This is a genomic window from Streptomyces albidicamelliae (assembly GCF_025642175.1).
GTDB lineage: Bacteria > Actinomycetota > Actinomycetes > Streptomycetales > Streptomycetaceae > Streptomyces > Streptomyces albidocamelliae.
In genome coordinates, this window is record NZ_CP106795.1 from 6,949,507 (window position 1) to 6,966,425 (window position 16,919).

Sequence of the window (16,919 nt, forward strand, 5' to 3'; positions counted from 1 at the left end):
ATGGCCATGCCGTTGCGTCAGTCCATCAAGGTCGCTACATACCTGGCTGAACAGAAGCTCCGCAGGCGGGACAAGTTTCCGCTCATCGTCGAGCTGGAACCGCTCTTCGCCTGCAACCTCAAGTGCGAGGGGTGCGGCAAGATCCAGCATCCGGCGGGTGTGCTCAAGCAGCGCATGCCGGTCGCCCAGGCCGTGGGCGCGGTGCTGGAGTCCGGTGCGCCCATGGTCTCCATCGCCGGTGGAGAACCGTTGATGCACCCGCAGATCGACGAGATCGTGCGGCAGTTGGTGGCGAAGAAGAAGTACGTCTTCCTGTGCACGAACGCGATGCTCCTGCGCAAGAAGATGGACAAGTTCACGCCCTCCCCGTACTTCGCCTTCGCCGTCCACATCGACGGGCTGCGCGAGCGGCACGACGAGTCCGTCGCCAAGGAGGGGGTGTTCGACGAGGCGGTGGAGGCCATCAAGGAGGCCAAGCGGCGCGGCTTCCGCGTGACCACCAACTCGACCTTCTTCAACACCGACACCCCGCAGACCATCATCGAGGTGCTCAACTTCCTCAACGACGACCTCAAGGTCGACGAGATGATGATCTCGCCCGCCTACGCGTACGAGAAGGCTCCCGACCAGGAGCACTTCCTCGGCGTGGAGCAGACCCGCGAGCTGTTCAAGAAGGCCTTCGCGGGCGGCAACCGCCGCAAGTGGCGGCTGAACCACTCCCCGCTCTTCCTGGACTTCCTGGAGGGCAAGGTCGACTTCCCGTGCACCGCGTGGGCGATCCCGAACTACTCGCTCTTCGGCTGGCAGCGCCCCTGCTACCTGATGAGCGACGGATACGTGCCGACGTACCGGGAACTCATCGAGAAGACCGACTGGGACAAGTACGGCCGGGGCAAGGACCCGCGCTGCGCCAACTGCATGGCGCACTGCGGCTACGAGCCCACCGCCGTCCTCGCCACGATGGGCTCCCTGAAGGAGTCCCTGCGGGCCATGCGCGAGACCGTCTCCGGAAACCGGGAGTGACCCGATGACCGCCGTTCCCTTGGGCGTTCCCGAGGTACCGGCCCGTCCGGTCGCACCGCGGCGCCATGCGCGGCGGATCCAGGTCGGGCCGGTGGCGGTCGGGGGCGGCGCCCCGGTCTCGGTGCAGTCGATGACGACGACCCGCACGTCGGACATCGGCGCCACCCTGCAGCAGATCGCCGAGCTGACCGCGTCCGGCTGCCAGATCGTCCGGGTGGCCTGCCCGACCCAGGACGACGCCGACGCCCTCGCGACCATCGCGAGGAAGTCCCAGATCCCGGTGATCGCGGACATCCACTTCCAGCCCAAGTACGTCTTCGCCGCGATCGAGGCCGGCTGCGCCGCGGTCCGAGTCAACCCGGGCAACATCAAGCAGTTCGACGACAAGGTCAGGGAGATCGCCCGCGCCGCCAAGGAGCACGCCACGCCGATCCGCATCGGCGTCAACGCGGGCTCCCTGGACCGTCGGCTGCTGCAGAAGTACGGCAGGGCGACCCCGGAGGCGCTGGTCGAGAGCGCGTTGTGGGAGGCGTCGCTCTTCGAGGAGCACGACTTCCGGGACATCAAGATCTCCGTCAAGCACAACGACCCGGTCGTGATGATCGAGGCGTACCGGCAGCTCGCCGAGGCGTGCGACTACCCCCTGCACCTGGGGGTCACCGAGGCCGGCCCCGCCTTCCAGGGCACGATCAAGTCGGCTGTGGCGTTCGGGGCGCTGCTCTCCCGGGGCATCGGCGACACGATCCGGGTCTCCCTGTCGGCGCCGCCGGCCGAGGAGGTCAAGGTCGGCATCCAGATCCTGGAGTCGCTCGGGCTCCGGCAGCGGCGCCTGGAGATCGTCTCCTGCCCCTCCTGCGGGCGGGCCCAGGTGGACGTGTACAAGCTGGCCGAGGAGGTCACCGCGGGCCTCGACGGCATGGAGGTGCCGTTGCGGGTCGCGGTGATGGGGTGTGTGGTCAACGGTCCCGGCGAAGCCCGCGAGGCAGATCTCGGGGTTGCCTCGGGCAACGGCAAGGGTCAGATCTTCGTGAAGGGCGAGGTCGTCAAGACCGTCCCCGAGTCCAGGATCGTGGAGACCCTCATCGAGGAGGCCATGAAGCTCGCCGAGCGGACGGGCCCCGCAGACCAGTTGAGTTGAGGCAAGGCACGGACCGAGAGGGGGCCCGAGCGTGACCATTCTGGAGACGATCCGGGGACCACGCGACCTGAAGGCGCTGTCCGAGGCGGAACTCGGCGAACTGTCCGAGGAGATACGCGAGTTCCTGGTGCACGCGGTGTCGCGGACCGGCGGTCATCTCGGGCCCAACCTGGGGGTGGTGGAACTGTCCATCGCGCTCCACCGGGTCTTCGAGTCGCCGGTCGACCGCATTCTGTGGGACACCGGCCATCAAAGCTATGTGCACAAACTGCTGACGGGACGGCAGGACTTCTCCAAGCTGCGCTCGAAGGGCGGCCTGTCCGGCTACCCCTCGCGCGAGGAGTCCGAGCACGACGTCATCGAGAACAGCCACGCCTCCACGGCGCTCGGCTGGGCCGACGGCCTCGCCAAGGCCCGCCAGGTGCAGCGGGAGCAGGGGCATGTCGTCGCGGTCATCGGCGACGGCGCGCTGACCGGCGGCATGGCCTGGGAGGCGCTGAACAACATCGCCGCCGCCAAGGACCGTCCGCTGATCGTCGTCGTCAACGACAACGAGCGCTCGTACGCCCCCACCATCGGCGGTCTCGCCAACCACCTGGCCACCCTGCGCACGACGGACGGCTACGAGAGGATGCTGGCCTGGGGGAAGGACGTGCTCCTGAGGACCCCGGTCGTCGGCGGCACGCTCTACGAGTCCCTGCACGGCGCGAAGAAGGGGTTCAAGGACGCCTTCGCGCCGCAGGGCATGTTCGAGGACCTGGGGCTGAAGTACATCGGTCCGATCGACGGCCACGACATCAACGCCGTGGAGTCCGCGCTGCGTCGTGCGAAGCGCTTCCACGGCCCGGTCCTGGTGCACTGCCTCACGGAGAAGGGCCGCGGCTACGAACCGGCCCTCGCCCACGAGGAGGACCACTTCCACACCGTCGGGGTGATGGACCCGCTCACCTGCGCGCCGCTCACGCCGGCCGGCGGACCGTCGTGGACCTCGGTGTTCGGCGACGAGATCGTGCGGATCGGGCAGGAGCGGGAGGACGTCGTGGCGATCACGGCGGCCATGCTGCACCCGGTCGGTCTGGGGAAGTTCGCCGAGCGCTTCCCCGACCGGGTGTGGGACGTGGGCATCGCCGAGCAGCACGCGGCCGTCTCCGCCGCCGGCCTCGCCACCGGCGGCCTCCACCCGGTCGTCGCCGTCTACGCCACCTTCCTCAACCGCGCCTTCGACCAGCTGCTGATGGACGTGGCCCTGCACCGTTGCGGGGTGACCTTCGTACTGGACCGGGCGGGTGTCACCGGCGTGGACGGAGCCTCGCACAACGGCATGTGGGACATGTCGGTCCTCCAGGTCGTCCCGGGCCTCAGGATCGCCGCCCCGCGCGACGCCGGCCAGTTGCGGGCCCAGCTGCGCGAGGCGGTCGCCGTGGACGACGCGCCGACCCTGGTCCGTTTCCCGAAGGAGTCCGTCGGCCCGGAGATCCCGGCGGTCGACCGGGTGGGCGGCCTGGACGTCCTGCACCGCGGCGAGCGCCCGGAGGTGCTGCTGGTGGCCGTCGGCGTGATGGCACCGGTGTGCCTGCAGGCCGCCGAACTCCTGGACGCCCGGGGCATCACCTGCACGGTCGTCGACCCCCGCTGGGTCAAGCCCGTCGACCCCGCCCTGCCCGGACTCGCCGCCGAGCACCGCCTGGTGGCCGTGGTGGAAGACAACAGCCGTGCGGCGGGCGTCGGTTCGGCCGTGGCCCTCGCCCTCGGTGACGCCGACGTGGACGTACCGGTACGGCGGTTCGGCATCCCCGAGCAGTTCCTCGCGCACGCCAAGCGCGGCGAGGTGCTGGCCGACATCGGTCTCACGCCCGTCGAGATCGCCGGGCGGATCAGCGCGAGCCTGGCCGTCAGGGACTCCGGCGGCACAGCCAAGGAGAGTGAATGACCACCGAGTTCGACCTCGGCGCCCTGCTCGCCGAGCGCGGAGCCGAACGCTACGAGCTGCACGCCAAGCACCTCAACCCGCAGCTCCCGCGCATGCTGCACACCATCGGCTTCGACAAGGTCTACGAGCGTGCCGAGGGCGCCCACTTCTTCGACGCGGACGGCAACGACCACCTGGACATGCTCGCCGGGTTCGGGGTGATGGGCCTGGGCCGCCATCACCCCGTCGTCCGCAAGGCGCTGCACGACGTGCTCGACCTCGGCCTCGCCGACCTCACCCGCTTCGACTGCCAGCCGCTGCCCGGACTGCTCGCCGAACGGCTGCTCGCGCACAGCCCGCACCTGGACCGGGTGTTCTTCGGCAACAGCGGCACCGAGGCGGTCGAGACGGCCCTGAAGTTCGCCCGGTACGCCACCGGCAGGCCGCGTGTCCTGTACTGCGACCACGCCTTCCACGGCCTGACCACCGGCGCGCTCTCGGTGAACGGCGAGAGCGGCTTCCGCGACGGCTTCGCCCCGCTGCTGCCGGACACCGCCGTACCCCTCGGAGACCTCGACGCCCTGGCGCGGGAGCTGAAGAAGGGCGATGTGGCCGCCCTGATCGTCGAGCCCATCCAGGGCAAGGGCGTGCACGAGGCACCGCCCGGCTATCTGCGCGGCGCGCAGGAGCTGCTGCGCCGGCACAAGGCGCTGCTCATCGCCGACGAGGTGCAGACGGGCCTCGGCCGCACCGGGGACTTCTACGCCTACCAGCACGAGGACGGCGTCGAACCGGACCTGGTGTGCGTGGCCAAGGCGCTCTCCGGCGGCTACGTACCCGTCGGTGCCACCCTCGGCAAGGACTGGATCTTCAAGAAGGTCTACTCGTCCATGGACCGCGTCCTGGTCCACTCGGCGAGCTTCGGCTCGGGCGCCCAGGCGATGGCGTGCGGTCTGGCCGTGCTGTCCGTCATGGAGAACGAGCAGATCGTCGCGGGCGTACGGACGACCGGCGAACTGCTCAAGTCCCGGCTCACCGCGCTGATCGGCAAGTACGAGCTGCTCGCCGACGTGCGGGGTCGCGGCCTGATGATCGGCATCGAGTTCGGCAGGCCGACCTCGATGAAGCTGCGCGGCCGGTGGGCCATGCTCCAGGCGGCGCGCAAGGGCCTGTTCGCGCAGATGGTCGTCGTGCCGCTGCTGCAACGGCACAGGATCCTCACCCAGGTCTCGGGCGACCATCTGGAGGTGATCAAGCTGATTCCGCCGCTGATCATCGACGAGGCCGACGTGGACCGGTTCGTGGACGCCTTCACCGCCGTCATGGACGACGCGCACAGCGGCGGTGGGCTGATGTGGGACTTCGGCAAGACCCTGATCAAGCAGGCGGTGGCCAACCGCTGAGTGCGGGCGGTTCCGAGGAGAGCCGGCGGTCCCGGAAGGGAGCGACGGTGCTCAGAAGGGGAGCGGCAGGAAGAAGACGACGAAGGGGTAGAGCAGTCCGACCGCGCCGAGGACGACACCCGCCACGGAGGTCCACGTCCGGCCGACACCCCGGTGGGCGTAGTGGAGGCCCGTCAGGCCGAAGGTGACGGCGAGCCCTCCGGCGATGAGCATCACGGGCAGCAGCCCGAGCGTGAGCGTCGGCCACACGCCCACCGCGGCCAGAGCGCCCAGCACGAGCGCGGTGGGTCCGAGGGCGGTGGCGGGACTGTCGGCGGACGCCGGAGTGACGGTCCTGGGCATGGTGCGACCCCCTGGTTTGAACGTGTTCAAATCCTAAGGGTGATCGTAGCAGGGCGGCAGGCAGCGGCTGCGATCCCAGGGGTTTTGCCTCAGAGGCAAGAAAATTGCCAGACAGGCAAAAATGACCGTCAATGGAGGCATGGAAGCCTCAGACGCCGCCTCCCCGGCGGACCAGGGCGACGACCTCCCGGCCGTCGCGCCACAGCTGCGCGCACTGCGCCGGCGTGCCGGCCTCACCCTGGAGGCCGCGGCCCGCGCCGCCGGGCTCTCGCCGGCCCACCTGTCGCGCCTGGAGACCGGGCACCGCCAGCCCTCGCTGCCGATGCTCCTCGCGCTCGCCCGTATCTACGGTACGACCGTCTCCGAACTGCTGGGGGAGCGGGTCGCCGACCGGGACGCCATCGTGCGGTCCGCCGACATGGAGCCGACCCGGGCGGGCGGCTGGACCTACCTCCAGGCCGGGGCCCCCGGCCGGGCCATGCAGGCCCTGCGCGTGCAGGTGCCGTACGGCTCCCAGGGCGACATCGTGCGTGTCCACCCGGGCGAGGAGTGGCTGTACGTCCTCAAGGGGCGGCTGCGGCTGCGCCTCGGGGACACCGCGCATCTGCTCGCGCCCGGGGACAGCGCGCATTTCGACTCGCTCACCCCGCACCGCCTCGCCGCCGAGGGCCACGACGGCGTGGAGCTCCTGTTCGTCCACACCCTGCTGCAGAGCCCCACGGCCACCCTGTGCCTGGGCCCGCTGACCGGAGAACTGCTATGAGTGACTTCGAGGAGAAGTTCCCCCGTTCCCTCTGGATCCGGCTGATCATCTACATCGCCCTCGGCCATGTCCTCGCCGCGTTCCTCTACCTGCTCTTCGCGGTCGGCGCCAAGGGCTGACACGATGGGCCCGGAGTCGCCGGCGCCGGGCCCCCTGTCCCTCAGTTGAGCAGCCGCGCGCGCAGGCGGTCGCGGGTCCCGGCGGAGAGACCGAGGCCCTTCTCCAGGTAGGCGTCCACGCCGCCCCAGGTCTCCTCGATGCTGTCGAACGCCGCCTCCAGGTACTCGGCGCGCGCGTCGAAGAGCGGGCTGAGCAGCTCCATCACCTCGGGCGTGTACGCGCTGTCCTGGCTGCCGCTGCGGCGGACCTTGTAGCGCCGGTGCTTGGCGTTGGACTCCAGGTAGTCGGTGACGATCGCCTCGCGCTCCACACCCACGGCCAGCAGCGTGACGGCTATCGAGATGCCCGCGCGGTCCTTGCCGGCCGCACAGTGCATCAGCGCGGGCACACTATCCTCCGCCAGCGCGTGCAGCACCCGGGAGTGCTCGCCGGTGCGCTGCTTCACGATCGTCCGGTAGGAGGCGATCATGCGGTCGGCGCCCTTCCCGCCGTCCAGGATCGCGCGGAGCTGGTCGAGATCGCCGTCGCGCACCATCTTCCAGAACTCGGCCCCGTCCGCCGGGTCGCTCAGCGGCAGGTTCACGTTCCGCACGCCGGGCAGCTCGACGTCGGGGCCCTCCAGCTTCTGGTCGGCCGCGTTGCGGAAGTCGAAGATCGTGTGCAGGCCCAGCGTGGTGAGGAAAGCCGCGTCGGCCGCGGTCGCGTGCGCGAGATGACCGCTGCGGAACAGGACTCCCTGGCGCACCCGCCGTCCGTCCACGGTGGGCAGCCCGCCCACGTCACGGAAATTGCGCACACCGGCCAGCTCCGGCTCGGTCGACGGGACCTGCTGCGTCACGGGGGCTCCTCGCGGTCGGCCCCGCCGGCGCGGCTCGCCGACGGGCGCTCCGTCGACCATACGACATCACTTTCCTCAGGCAATGAGTTGTCCACAGGCGTTGCCACCAGGGGCGACGGAGCCTGATGATGTTCGCGCTTGAGCGGATCTGTTGACACCTGTGAGGTCTCGATGGTGGTTGTCGCCGAAGACGGTCGTACCTGGCTCCTGTCGGGGCCCACCAGCAGTTATGCCCTGCACCTCACCGCGGCCGACGAGCTGCTGCACCTCCACTGGGGGCCGCGGATCGCGCTCGCCGACGCCGAGGCGCTGGCCGCGAACCCCCTGCCCGGCTACTGGCCCTTCGAGTCCCCGCTCGACGGCCGCGAGGAGTACCCGGTCGAAGGCGGCCCCCGCTTCGTCCGCCCCGCCCTCTCCGTGCGCACCGGGGAACGCCGCGGCACCGAATGGCGCTTCGTGTCGTACCGGACCGCCGCCGAGGGGGAGGAGCTGCGGCTGCTCTTCGACGACGACGGCCTGGCGATCACCCTGCACCACCGGATGCGCGGTGACGTGGTCGAGCGCTGGGTGACCGTGGCCAACGGCGGCCGGGCGCGCGTGGAGCTGCTGCGCGCCGACGCCGCCACCTGGACCCTGCCCGACCGCGAGGGCTGGCGGCTGTCCCAGCTGCACGGCCGCTGGGCCGCCGAGTCCCGGCTCACCACCGCTCCGCTCACCCACGGCGAGAAGATCATCGGCAGCCGCCGCGGGCACACCGGCCACCAGCACCTGCCCTGGGTGGCGCTCGACACCGACGCCACCGAGGAGCACGGCGAGGTCTACGGCTGCGCGCTCGGCTGGTCCGGCTCCTGGCGGATAGCCGTGGCCCAACTCCCCGACGGGCGCGTCCAGATCACCGGCGGCGCCGGATACGACGACTCGGGCCTGCTGCTCCTGGAGCCCGGCGGCTCGTACACCACCCCGGTCTTCGCCGGTCTGTGGAGCGACGGCGGGTTCGGCGCCGCGAGCCGCACCTGGCACGCCTACCAGCGCGCGTACGTCGTCCCGGACGCGGAGCGGGACCGGCCCGTGCTCTTCAACTCCTGGGAGGCGACCCACTTCGACATCTCCGAGGAGCAGCAGACCGCCCTCGCCCGCCGCGCCGCCGAGATCGGCTGCGAGCTCTTCGTGGTGGACGACGGCTGGTTCGGTGCCCGCACCGGCGACCGCGCCGGGCTGGGTGACTGGACCCCCAACCCCGACCGCTTCCCGCACGGTCTCAAGCCGCTCGCCGACCAGGTGCACGGCCTCGGCATGCGGTTCGGCATCTGGGTCGAGCCCGAGATGGTCAACCAGGACAGCGACCTCTACCGGGCCCACCCCGACTGGGTGCAGTACCAGCAGGGCCGCAGGCGGACCGAGCTGCGCAACCAGCTCGTCCTCAACCTGGCCCGCGAGGACGTCCGGGAGCACCTCTGGCAGCAGCTGGACGCGCTGCTCACCAGTACCCCGATCGACTACGTGAAGTGGGACTTCAACCGCTGCTTCACCGACGCCGGCTGGCCCGGCGAGCCGTATCCGCAGCGCCTGTGGATCGATCACGTCCACGCGCTGTACGCCCTGCTGGACCGGCTGCGCGCGGCGCACCCGGGGGTCGCCTTCGAGTCCTGTTCGGGCGGCGGGGGCCGGATCGACCTCGGGGTGATGAGCCGTACCGACCAGGTGTGGACCTCCGACAACACCGACCCGCTGGACCGGCTCGCCATCCAGCACGGCTTCAGTCAGATCCACCCCGCGCGTGTGATGGCCGCCTGGGTCACCGACAGCCCGAACACCCAGCTCAACGGCAGGGTCAGCTCGCTGCGGTTCCGATTCGTCAGCGCCATGGCGGGCGTGCTGGGCGTCGGCGGAGACCTCACGGCGTGGAGCGCGGAGGAGCTGGCCGAGGCCAGGGGCTGGGTGGAGCTCTACAAGGAGATCCGCCCGGTCGTGCAGCGGGGCGAGCTGTACCGGCTGCGGCCCCCGGCGGGCGGGCTGAGCGCCGTCCAGTACGTCCTCGGGGACGAGACGGTGGTCCTCGCCTGGCTTCAGGCGCAGAGCTACGGCGAGCCGGTTCCGGCGGTGCGGCTGCGCGGACTCGACCCGGCAGGATCGTACGAATGCCGCGAATCAGGCGAAGTGCACCGAGGTGCCGTACTCCTGCACCATGGCCTGCGTACGGGGCTGAAGGGTGACCTGGATGCGACGGTTGTCCGACTCCGTCGCATCTGAACGTTCCAACCCGATTGGCACTTCAAGTCCAACTCGCCAGCAAATAAACGGACGTGGTGGGACTCCCTGTGAGGGGCGTCATATCGTGACCGTATGTCGCGCGGCATGTCCACGTAATTCCCGTGCCCTACAGGGAAATCGAAGGGACCCGGAGGGCGGGAATGCACGGAGGGTCACCGGGTATTCCCGCCTTCGATCTTGCGAATAGGGAACGGCGGGAACCGATCGCTTGTTTCCGCCCTCCCCGCTCGCTTACGTTCGCCACCAATCCGGACGGAACGCCGAATCCTGCCGCCGCCCGGAGTTCCCGCACAAATGACCCGTGTTCGGCAGGAGCGGGGGACCCACCAGGCACGACCGCCTGTCCCGGTTCTCGCGACAGGCCAGGGGTGAAGCCGCGCACCGCACGGCCGGGCGACTCCAGCCCGAACCCGGCAGCTGACCTCGCAGGCGTCGGAGAGGAATGCGCCATGCCCGCGAAGGGTAAGCACCGACGTCCCAAGACCCCGCGTTTTTCCCGCTCCATCGCCGTCGCCGGAACGGGTGGCGCCGCCCTGGCCCTCCCGCTCCTCGGGGCCACCGGAGCGCACGCCGCCCCCACGGCGCAGGCCGTCTCCGGAAAGGCCGTGCAGTCCCTTCCGGCCGCGGCGAAGAAGTCCACCGCCGAGGCGGACGCGACGGCACGCGTGTACACCGTCAAGGCCGGCGACTGCCTCGCGACGATCGCCGACCGGCAGCACGTCGGCGGTGGCTGGCACCGCCTCTACGACGACAACCGCCGGGCCGTCGGCGACAATCCCGCGCTGATCCACCCGGGCCTGAAGCTCACGCTCGGCGAGCAGGCCACCCGGACCCGTACCGAGCCCGCCGCCCCGCAGCGCACCTCGGCCACCCCGAAGACCCCGGCCCCCGCGAAGCCCTCGGCCCCCGCGAAGACCCCGGCCCCCGCCAAGGCCTCCCTCGCCCCGCGGCAGGCCTCGGCGGCCAAGCCGGCGGAGTCCGCCGCCACGACGACCCCCGCCGGCTTCACCCTCCCCGTGGCCGGCGCCACCATCGGCACCGCCTACCACACGGCCGGCAGCATGTGGTCCAGCGGCTACCACACTGGCGTCGACTTCGTCGTACCGACCGGCACGCCCCTCAAGGCCGTCGGCGCGGGCACGGTCGTCTCCGCCGGCTGGGGCGGCGCCTACGGCAACCAGGTCGTCATCAAGCTCGCCGACGGCCACTACGCCCAGTACGGCCACCTCTCCCAGCTCTCCGTCTCGGCCGGCCAGGCCGTGACGGCGGGACAGCAGATCGGCCTGTCCGGCGCCACCGGCAACGTGACCGGCCCGCACCTGCACTTCGAGATCCGCACGACGCCGGACTACGGCTCCGACATCGACCCGGTCGCCTACCTCCGCGAGCACGGCGTCCCCGTCGGCTGACCCGGCCCGCACCCGAACCACCTGCCTGACACGCCACCGAAGGCCGGACCCCCGATCCCCGGGTCCGGCCTTCGGTATTCCCGGTTGGCAAACTCTTTAAAGGTGTCCCATCTCACCGTTCGTCAACCCCTGCCTACGGTCGCGTAGGTCACATCCGAAGGTGAATCATGGTCCGACGTGGCAGACGATTCGAAGAGTGACAACAGATCAGTGATCGGGTCGTACGTGGCGGTGGGGGACAGCTTCACCGAGGGCGTGGGCGATCCCGGTCCCGACGGGGCGTTCGTGGGCTGGGCGGACCGGTTCGCGGTACTGCTCGCCGACCGGCGTCCCGAGGGCGACTTCCAGTACACGAACCTCGCCGTGCGGGGGAAACTGCTGGACCAGATCGTGGCGGACCAGCTTCCCCAGGCCGTCGAACTCGCCCCGGACCTCGTGTCCTTCTGCGCCGGCGGCAACGACATCATCCGCCCCGGCACCGACCCGGACGAGGTGGCCGAGCGGTTCGAGCGCGCCCTCGCCCCGCTGGCCGAGGCTGCGGGCACGGTGATGGTGACGACCGGGTTCGACACCCGTGGCGTCCCGCTGCTCAAGCACCTGCGCGGCAAGATCGCCACGTACAACGGGCACGTGCGCGCCATCGCCGACCGGTACGGCTGCCCCGTGCTCGACCTGTGGTCCCTCAAGTCCGTGCAGGACCGCAGGGCCTGGGACAGCGACCGGCTCCACCTCTCGCCCGAGGGGCACACGCGCGTGGCCCTGCGCGCCGGTCAGGCCCTCGGTCTCGACGTGCCGGCCGACCCGGAGCAGCCGTGGCCCCCACTGCCGCCCCGGGGCACCCTGGAGGTCCGCCGGGACGACGTCCACTGGGCCCGCGAGTACCTCGTGCCGTGGATCGGCCGCCGGCTGCGGGGCGAGTCCTCCGGCGACCATGTGACGGCGAAGGGCCCCCTGTCGCCGGACGACATCAAGCTCCGGATCGCCTCCGTGGCCTGACCCGGAGGCACCGATGCCGGTGACCGGTGCCGGTGAGTGGTTCCTCGTGCCCCGACCCGTGCGGCCCACGGCGAGGGGCACGACCACGTCCGGCCGGTACGGCGCGATGCGTCAGCGCCCGGCCAACGCCTGGCGGTCCAGGCCCAGTTCACGGGCCAGGGCCTCGTCGACCCACTCCTGCGCCCGGGACCGCGGCACCGAGCCCGGGTACGAGGTGAGCTGGACGGCCAGCCCGTCCATCAGCGCGGTCAGCCGCAGCGCCGTACCGACCGGATCGGCGCACACGAACTCGTCCGCCGCCACGCCCTCGGCGATGACCTCGACGAGCGCGGCCTTCCACTCCTTGTCGAGGTCCCGGGTGACCTCCCGCAGCGCCGGCTCGCGCAGCGCCACGGCCCAGCCCTCGATCCACAGCCGCCAGCCCTTGGCCTGACCGGTCGGCGCGTACCAGCGCACCGCGGCCCGCAGCCGGCGCAGCGCCGACGTGCGCCGCCCCAGCAGTTTGCGCAGGTGCGCGAGGTCGTCCTGCGCCGCGTGGGTGAACGCGGCGGCGACCAGCTTCTCCTTGGTCGAGAAGTGGTACAGCACCAGCGCGTTGCTCACCCCGAGCGCCGCGGCCACGTCGGCGATCCGCACCGCCGCCACGCCCCGCGCCTCGATCTGCTCGATGGCGGCCCGCAGCAGTTCCACCCGCCGCTCGGCCACGCTCAACCGCACTCTCGCCACGCGGTCACCCTACCGGGCGGGCTGCTCGGAGCCCGCCCGGTAGGGTGACCGCGCTCCAGGTGGGCCCGCTCGCCGGTGCCGTTCCGGCCATCGGGCCGCCGTACGCGCACGCAGGGGGCAGGGGCTAGTCCGCCGGGCCGCTCGTGAGGACCACGAGCCGCTGCGTCGCCCGGGTCATGGCGACATAGCGGTCCACCGCCCCCTCGATCCCCGCGCCGAACGCCTCCGGGTCGACGAGGACCACCAGGTCGAACTCCAGCCCCTTCGACAGCTCCGGGGTCAGCGAGCGGACGCGGGGCGTCGCCCGGAACGAGGGAGCGCCGATGACGCAGGCGATCCCGTCGTCATGTGCGGCGAGCCAGCCGTCGAGGACCGACTCCAGCTCCGAGGCGGCCCCGTGCACGACGGGAACACCGCTGCCGCGGACGGAGGTCGGCACGTTGGCGTCCGGGAGCGCGGCCCGGATGACCGGCTCCGCCTCCGCCATGACCTCTTCGGGCGTGCGGTAGTTGATGCTCAGGGAGGCCACGTCGACCCGGTCAAGCCCGACCCGCGCCAGCCGTTCCCGCCACGACTCCGTGAAGCCGTGCCGGGCCTGGGCGCGGTCCCCGACGATGGTGAGACTCCGCGACGGGCACCGCGACAGCAGCATCTGCCACTCCGCGTCGGTCAGTTCCTGCGCCTCGTCCACGACGATGTGCGCGAACGGGCCGGCGAGCGGGTCACGGCCGGCCGTGGGCAGTTCGGACTCGTCGACCAGGCTGACCGCGGCGTCCTGACCGCGCAGCATCCGCACCAGGCCCTCGCCGTCGTCACCGTCGGCGCCGGAGGCGGACGCGGCGTCGATCAGGTTGTCGACGACCTGCGCCATCCGCTCGCGCTGCGCGTCCAGCACGGCCCTGTGCCGCTGCCCGCGCCGGGCCGCGTCCGGATCGCCGAGCCGCTGCCGCGCGGCGTCCAGCAGCGGGAGGTCGGACACGGTCCAGGCCTGCGCCTCCGCACGCCGCAACCTCCGTACGTCGTCCGGGCCGAGCCAGGGGGCGCACAGCCGCAGGTAGGCGGGCACCGACCACAGGTCACCGACGACGTCCGCCGCTTCGAGCAGCGGCCACGCGCCGTGCAGGGCGCCGACCAGCTCCTCGTCGTGCAGCAGCGCCCTGCGGAACAGGTCGGGCGGTACGTCGCCGTCCAGCTTGTCCAGGAGGATCGTGACGAGCTCGTCCCAGATCAGGTCGCGTGCCTCGTTGTGCGGTGTGCCGGGGCCCGGTGCGCGGAACGCCTCCGCCCAGTCGTCGGTGGTCAGCCGGACGTCCGACCACGGGGTCGTGACCGTCATGCCCACCGTGGGCGGCTCCTCGTAGAACGCGACGGCCTTCTCGATCGCCCGCACCAGGTCCGCGGACGACTTCAGGCGGGCCACCTCGGGGTCGGCCTCCTCCTGCGCCGCCGCACCCTCGGGCAGCAGGTCCCGCAGGGTGCACGTCCGCACACCCTCCTCGCCGAGGCTGGGCAGCACGTCCGCGACGTAGGCCAGGTAGGGCTGGTGCGGGCCGACGAACAGCAGGCCGCCGCGCCGGTGCCCGAGGCGTGGGTCGGAGTGCAGCAGGTAGGCGGAGCGGTGCAGGGCGACGACCGTCTTCCCGGTGCCCGGGCCGCCGTCGACCACGAGCGCGCCCCGGGAGTCCGCCCGGACCACGGCGTTCTGGTCGGCCTGGATGGTGGCGAGCACGTCCCGCATCCGGGCCGACCGGCTGCCGCCGAGACTGGCGATGAAGGCCGACTGGTCGTCCAGCGCCGCATGGCCCTCCAGCCCGTCGGCGGTGAACACCTCGTCCCAGTAGTCACTGATCCGGCCGCCGCTCCAGCGGTACCGGCGACGGCTGGCCAGGCCCATCGGATCGGCGTGGGTCGCCGCGAAGAACGGCTCGGCGGCGGGGGCGCGCCAGTCCAGCAGCAACCGGCGCCCGGTGCTGTCGGTCAGACCGAGTCGCCCGATGTACACCGGTTCGCCGTCGTCCGCGCCGACCATGTGCCCGAGGCACAGGTCCAGGCCGAAGCGGCGCAGGGTGCCCAGACGGCCCGTCAGCCGGTGCACCTCCGCGTCCCGGTCCATGGCCTGCCGGCCGGTGCCGCCCGGCGCCCTGAGCTCGGCGTCGAGACGCTCGGACAGTTCGGCGATCGTCTGCCGCAGGCTCTCCGCGATCGCCGCGAAGTGCCGCTCGTCGCGCGCGATGAGGGCCGGGTCGGCCTTGGGGGCGAGGCGCTCGGGAAGATCGAACGCGCTGGTCGTCATGGAGCTTCTGGAACCGGCTGGATCCGGGGTCGCGCCCGTGGGGTCGGCCGACATCGGTGAACGCACTTGGTGAATCTCCCATTTCCGCAGGTGATCGGCGTCGGCCTGCGATTCTGCGGGACGACCGGGGCCTTGCCGCAAGCCCCCCGGTGCGCTATAGGTTGATAGTGGCGAGAGGTGGGACGCCCGCGACGCGCCCCTCCGGCCCCGGCTTCGCACCCCTCCGGCCCCTGCTTCCGGCCCCGGTGTTACGACCCCCTCTCCGTCTCCTTGCCCGTCGGCGTGTCTACGTCGTTCGAGGCCGTCCCGGGCGTCTCGCCCGGTCCCGTCACCGGTACCAGCCGAAGCGTTCCGCGATCACCGGCAGCCGGTCGGTCACCAGGGCGTGGGCGGCCGCGCGCGGGCTCGTGCCGTCGGCCTCCGCCCGGTCGAGCATCAGCTGGATCAGGGCGCGCATGGAGCCGCGGATGTGCGCGAACGCCTCGTCGGCGTCGGCACCGATGTCGCCGAACAGCGTCCACCACCACCAGGCGTTCGTACCGGAGTTGACCACCACGTCCGGCAGTACCGTGACCCCGCGCGCGGCCAGCAGGACCTCCGCCTCGGGGACCACGGGCATGTTGGCGGCCTCGACGATCCAGCGGGCGGTGACACGCTCCTGGTCGGCGATGCCGATGGCGTAGGAGACGGCAGCGGGCACCAGCACCTCCGCGTCGGTGGACAGCCAGGCGTCGCCGGGCAGTTCGCGGTCGCCCGGGCGCAGCACGCCCCGGTCGACGGTGCCGTACGCGTCGCGCGCGGCCAGCAGCGCCTCCACGTCGAGGCCGGCCGGGTTCGCGATCGTGCCCTTGACGTCGGCGACGGCCACCACGGTCAGGCCCGCGCGGGCGAGGAAGCGCGCGGTCGCCCCGCCCATCGTGCCCAGGCCCTGGACGGCGACCCGGGTGCCCCGGTACGGCACCGACGCCCGGTCCAGGGCCGCGAGCACCGACTCGGCGACCCCGCAGCCGCCGGCCAGCTCGTCCAGACCGATCCCGTCGACCTCCACCGCGAAGGCGTCCGCGAGCCGTCGGCGGGCCGCCGCCTCGTCGTCCAGCAGCGGGTACACCGCCTGGATGGACGAGACCAGGCCGGCCTCGGCCGCCGCCCGGTCCACCAGGTCCTGGGTCAGCCCGAGATCCTCACCCGTGGTCCAGAAGCTCTCGATGTACGGCCGCACGGCGCGCAGGTAGCGCACGAGCAGCCCGTACGCCCCCGGGTCCCGCGGGTCGCAGTCGATGCCGCCCTTGGCGCCGCCGAGCGGGACGTAGCGGCCCTCGGGGTTGTAGTGCAGGGCCTCCTTCATCGTCATGCCGCGGGCCAGCCCGGCCACCTCCTCCAGCGTGCAGCCGGCTCGCATCCGCAGCCCGCCGCTGGCCACGCCCCGCACCAGCCGGTCCACCACCAGGAAGCCCCGGCGGCCGGTGACGTGATCGGTCCATTCGAGCGACATCAGGGGAGCGGCGGCGGTCATGGGGTCTCCTCGGGGACGGTGGTGGGGGAGCGGGCCGGCAGCGGGTCTCGGTGAGGGCTCGCACGAGATCGGCGGGGAGTGCAGGTGCGGGGGCGGGAGTCGTCGTCGCCTGCCCAGGGGGCGAGTGCCCGGCGGGGTGCTCGACGGGGCGGTCCAGACGGGTGCTACTGAATCA

At 71.7% G+C, this 16,919-nt stretch carries 14 protein-coding genes and 1 riboswitch; of the genes, 9 read left to right on the forward strand and 5 right to left on the reverse strand.

Going from position 1 to position 16,919, the window contains the following annotated elements:
* The 4 genes from hpnH to N8I86_RS31445 are packed head-to-tail and all read left to right on the forward strand — an operon-like array spanning nucleotide 1 to nucleotide 5,473.
* On the forward strand, nucleotides 1-1,023 hold the full coding sequence (hpnH, locus tag N8I86_RS31430; RefSeq protein ID WP_073891459.1) for an adenosyl-hopene transferase HpnH: 1,023 nt from the start codon (nucleotides 1-3) through the stop codon (nucleotides 1,021-1,023).
* A 4-nt stretch (nucleotides 1,024-1,027) separates the two neighbouring features.
* The gene (gene ispG / locus N8I86_RS31435) at nucleotides 1,028-2,161 is read left to right on the forward strand and encodes a flavodoxin-dependent (E)-4-hydroxy-3-methylbut-2-enyl-diphosphate synthase (RefSeq protein ID WP_073891457.1); all 1,134 of its coding nucleotides are present in this window, start codon (nucleotides 1,028-1,030) and stop codon (nucleotides 2,159-2,161) included.
* Nucleotides 2,162-2,192: 31 nt separating this feature from the next.
* The gene (gene dxs, locus N8I86_RS31440) at nucleotides 2,193-4,091 is read left to right on the forward strand and encodes a 1-deoxy-D-xylulose-5-phosphate synthase (RefSeq protein WP_073891455.1); all 1,899 of its coding nucleotides are present in this window, start codon (nucleotides 2,193-2,195) and stop codon (nucleotides 4,089-4,091) included.
* Nucleotides 4,088-5,473 carry an aspartate aminotransferase family protein gene (locus N8I86_RS31445; protein ID WP_073891453.1) on the forward strand — a complete coding sequence of 462 codons (1,386 nt, stop codon included), beginning with the start codon at nucleotides 4,088-4,090 and terminating at the stop codon, nucleotides 5,471-5,473. The genes dxs and N8I86_RS31445 overlap by 4 nt, the downstream gene beginning before the upstream one ends.
* A 51-nt stretch (nucleotides 5,474-5,524) precedes the next feature.
* Here the strand turns inward: N8I86_RS31445 and N8I86_RS31450 are convergent, their stop codons facing one another.
* Nucleotides 5,525-5,815 (reverse strand): hypothetical protein, encoded by a 291-nt coding sequence (locus N8I86_RS31450; protein ID WP_073891451.1) that lies wholly within the window; start codon nucleotides 5,813-5,815, stop codon nucleotides 5,525-5,527.
* 139 nt (nucleotides 5,816-5,954) lie between these two features.
* Here N8I86_RS31450 and N8I86_RS31455 point away from each other — a divergent pair, with 139 nt between their 5' ends.
* Together N8I86_RS31455 and N8I86_RS31460 are read left to right on the forward strand one after the other, a co-directional pair.
* The gene (locus tag N8I86_RS31455; RefSeq protein WP_073891449.1) at nucleotides 5,955-6,578 is read left to right on the forward strand and encodes a helix-turn-helix domain-containing protein; all 624 of its coding nucleotides are present in this window, start codon (nucleotides 5,955-5,957) and stop codon (nucleotides 6,576-6,578) included.
* Nucleotides 6,575-6,697 (forward strand): DUF6126 family protein, encoded by a 123-nt coding sequence (locus N8I86_RS31460; RefSeq protein ID WP_073891447.1) that lies wholly within the window; start codon nucleotides 6,575-6,577, stop codon nucleotides 6,695-6,697. The genes N8I86_RS31455 and N8I86_RS31460 overlap by 4 nt, the downstream gene beginning before the upstream one ends.
* Nucleotides 6,698-6,738: 41 nt before the next feature.
* Here the strand turns inward: N8I86_RS31460 and N8I86_RS31465 are convergent, their stop codons facing one another.
* A complete protein-coding gene (locus N8I86_RS31465; protein WP_123440354.1) occupies nucleotides 6,739-7,536 on the reverse strand; it encodes a tyrosine-protein phosphatase in 798 nt (265 codons plus the stop codon).
* Nucleotides 7,537-7,707: 171 nt separating this feature from the next.
* On the opposite strand from N8I86_RS31465, the gene N8I86_RS31470 reads away from it, so the two are divergent.
* The 3 genes from N8I86_RS31470 (at nucleotide 7,708) to N8I86_RS31480 (ending at nucleotide 12,212) form a co-directional block, all read left to right on the forward strand.
* Nucleotides 7,708-9,786 carry an alpha-galactosidase gene (locus tag N8I86_RS31470; RefSeq protein ID WP_263280180.1) on the forward strand — a complete coding sequence of 693 codons (2,079 nt, stop codon included), beginning with the start codon at nucleotides 7,708-7,710 and terminating at the stop codon, nucleotides 9,784-9,786.
* A gap of 310 nt (nucleotides 9,787-10,096) precedes the next feature.
* Nucleotides 10,097-10,252, forward strand: a riboswitch (cyclic di-AMP (ydaO/yuaA leader).
* A gap of 4 nt (nucleotides 10,253-10,256) precedes the next feature.
* The gene (locus N8I86_RS31475) at nucleotides 10,257-11,216 is read left to right on the forward strand and encodes a M23 family metallopeptidase (protein ID WP_073891441.1); all 960 of its coding nucleotides are present in this window, start codon (nucleotides 10,257-10,259) and stop codon (nucleotides 11,214-11,216) included.
* A 210-nt stretch (nucleotides 11,217-11,426) separates the two neighbouring features.
* Nucleotides 11,427-12,212 carry an SGNH/GDSL hydrolase family protein gene (locus N8I86_RS31480; RefSeq protein ID WP_073891440.1) on the forward strand — a complete coding sequence of 262 codons (786 nt, stop codon included), beginning with the start codon at nucleotides 11,427-11,429 and terminating at the stop codon, nucleotides 12,210-12,212.
* Nucleotides 12,213-12,323: 111 nt separating this feature from the next.
* Here the strand turns inward: N8I86_RS31480 and N8I86_RS31485 are convergent, their stop codons facing one another.
* The 3 genes from N8I86_RS31485 to N8I86_RS31495 form a co-directional block, all read right to left on the reverse strand.
* Entirely contained in the window at nucleotides 12,324-12,938 is a 615-nt protein-coding gene (locus N8I86_RS31485; RefSeq protein WP_198960361.1) for a TetR/AcrR family transcriptional regulator, read from the reverse strand.
* Between the two features lie 124 nt (nucleotides 12,939-13,062).
* Nucleotides 13,063-15,231: an RNA polymerase recycling motor ATPase HelR gene (helR, locus tag N8I86_RS31490; RefSeq protein ID WP_263279274.1), complete on the reverse strand. Its 2,169-nt coding sequence runs from the start codon at nucleotides 15,229-15,231 to the stop codon at nucleotides 13,063-13,065.
* 328 nt (nucleotides 15,232-15,559) lie between these two features.
* The gene (locus N8I86_RS31495; protein WP_263279275.1) at nucleotides 15,560-16,744 is read right to left on the reverse strand and encodes a glutamate dehydrogenase; all 1,185 of its coding nucleotides are present in this window, start codon (nucleotides 16,742-16,744) and stop codon (nucleotides 15,560-15,562) included.
* Nucleotides 16,745-16,919 lie beyond the last annotated feature (175 nt).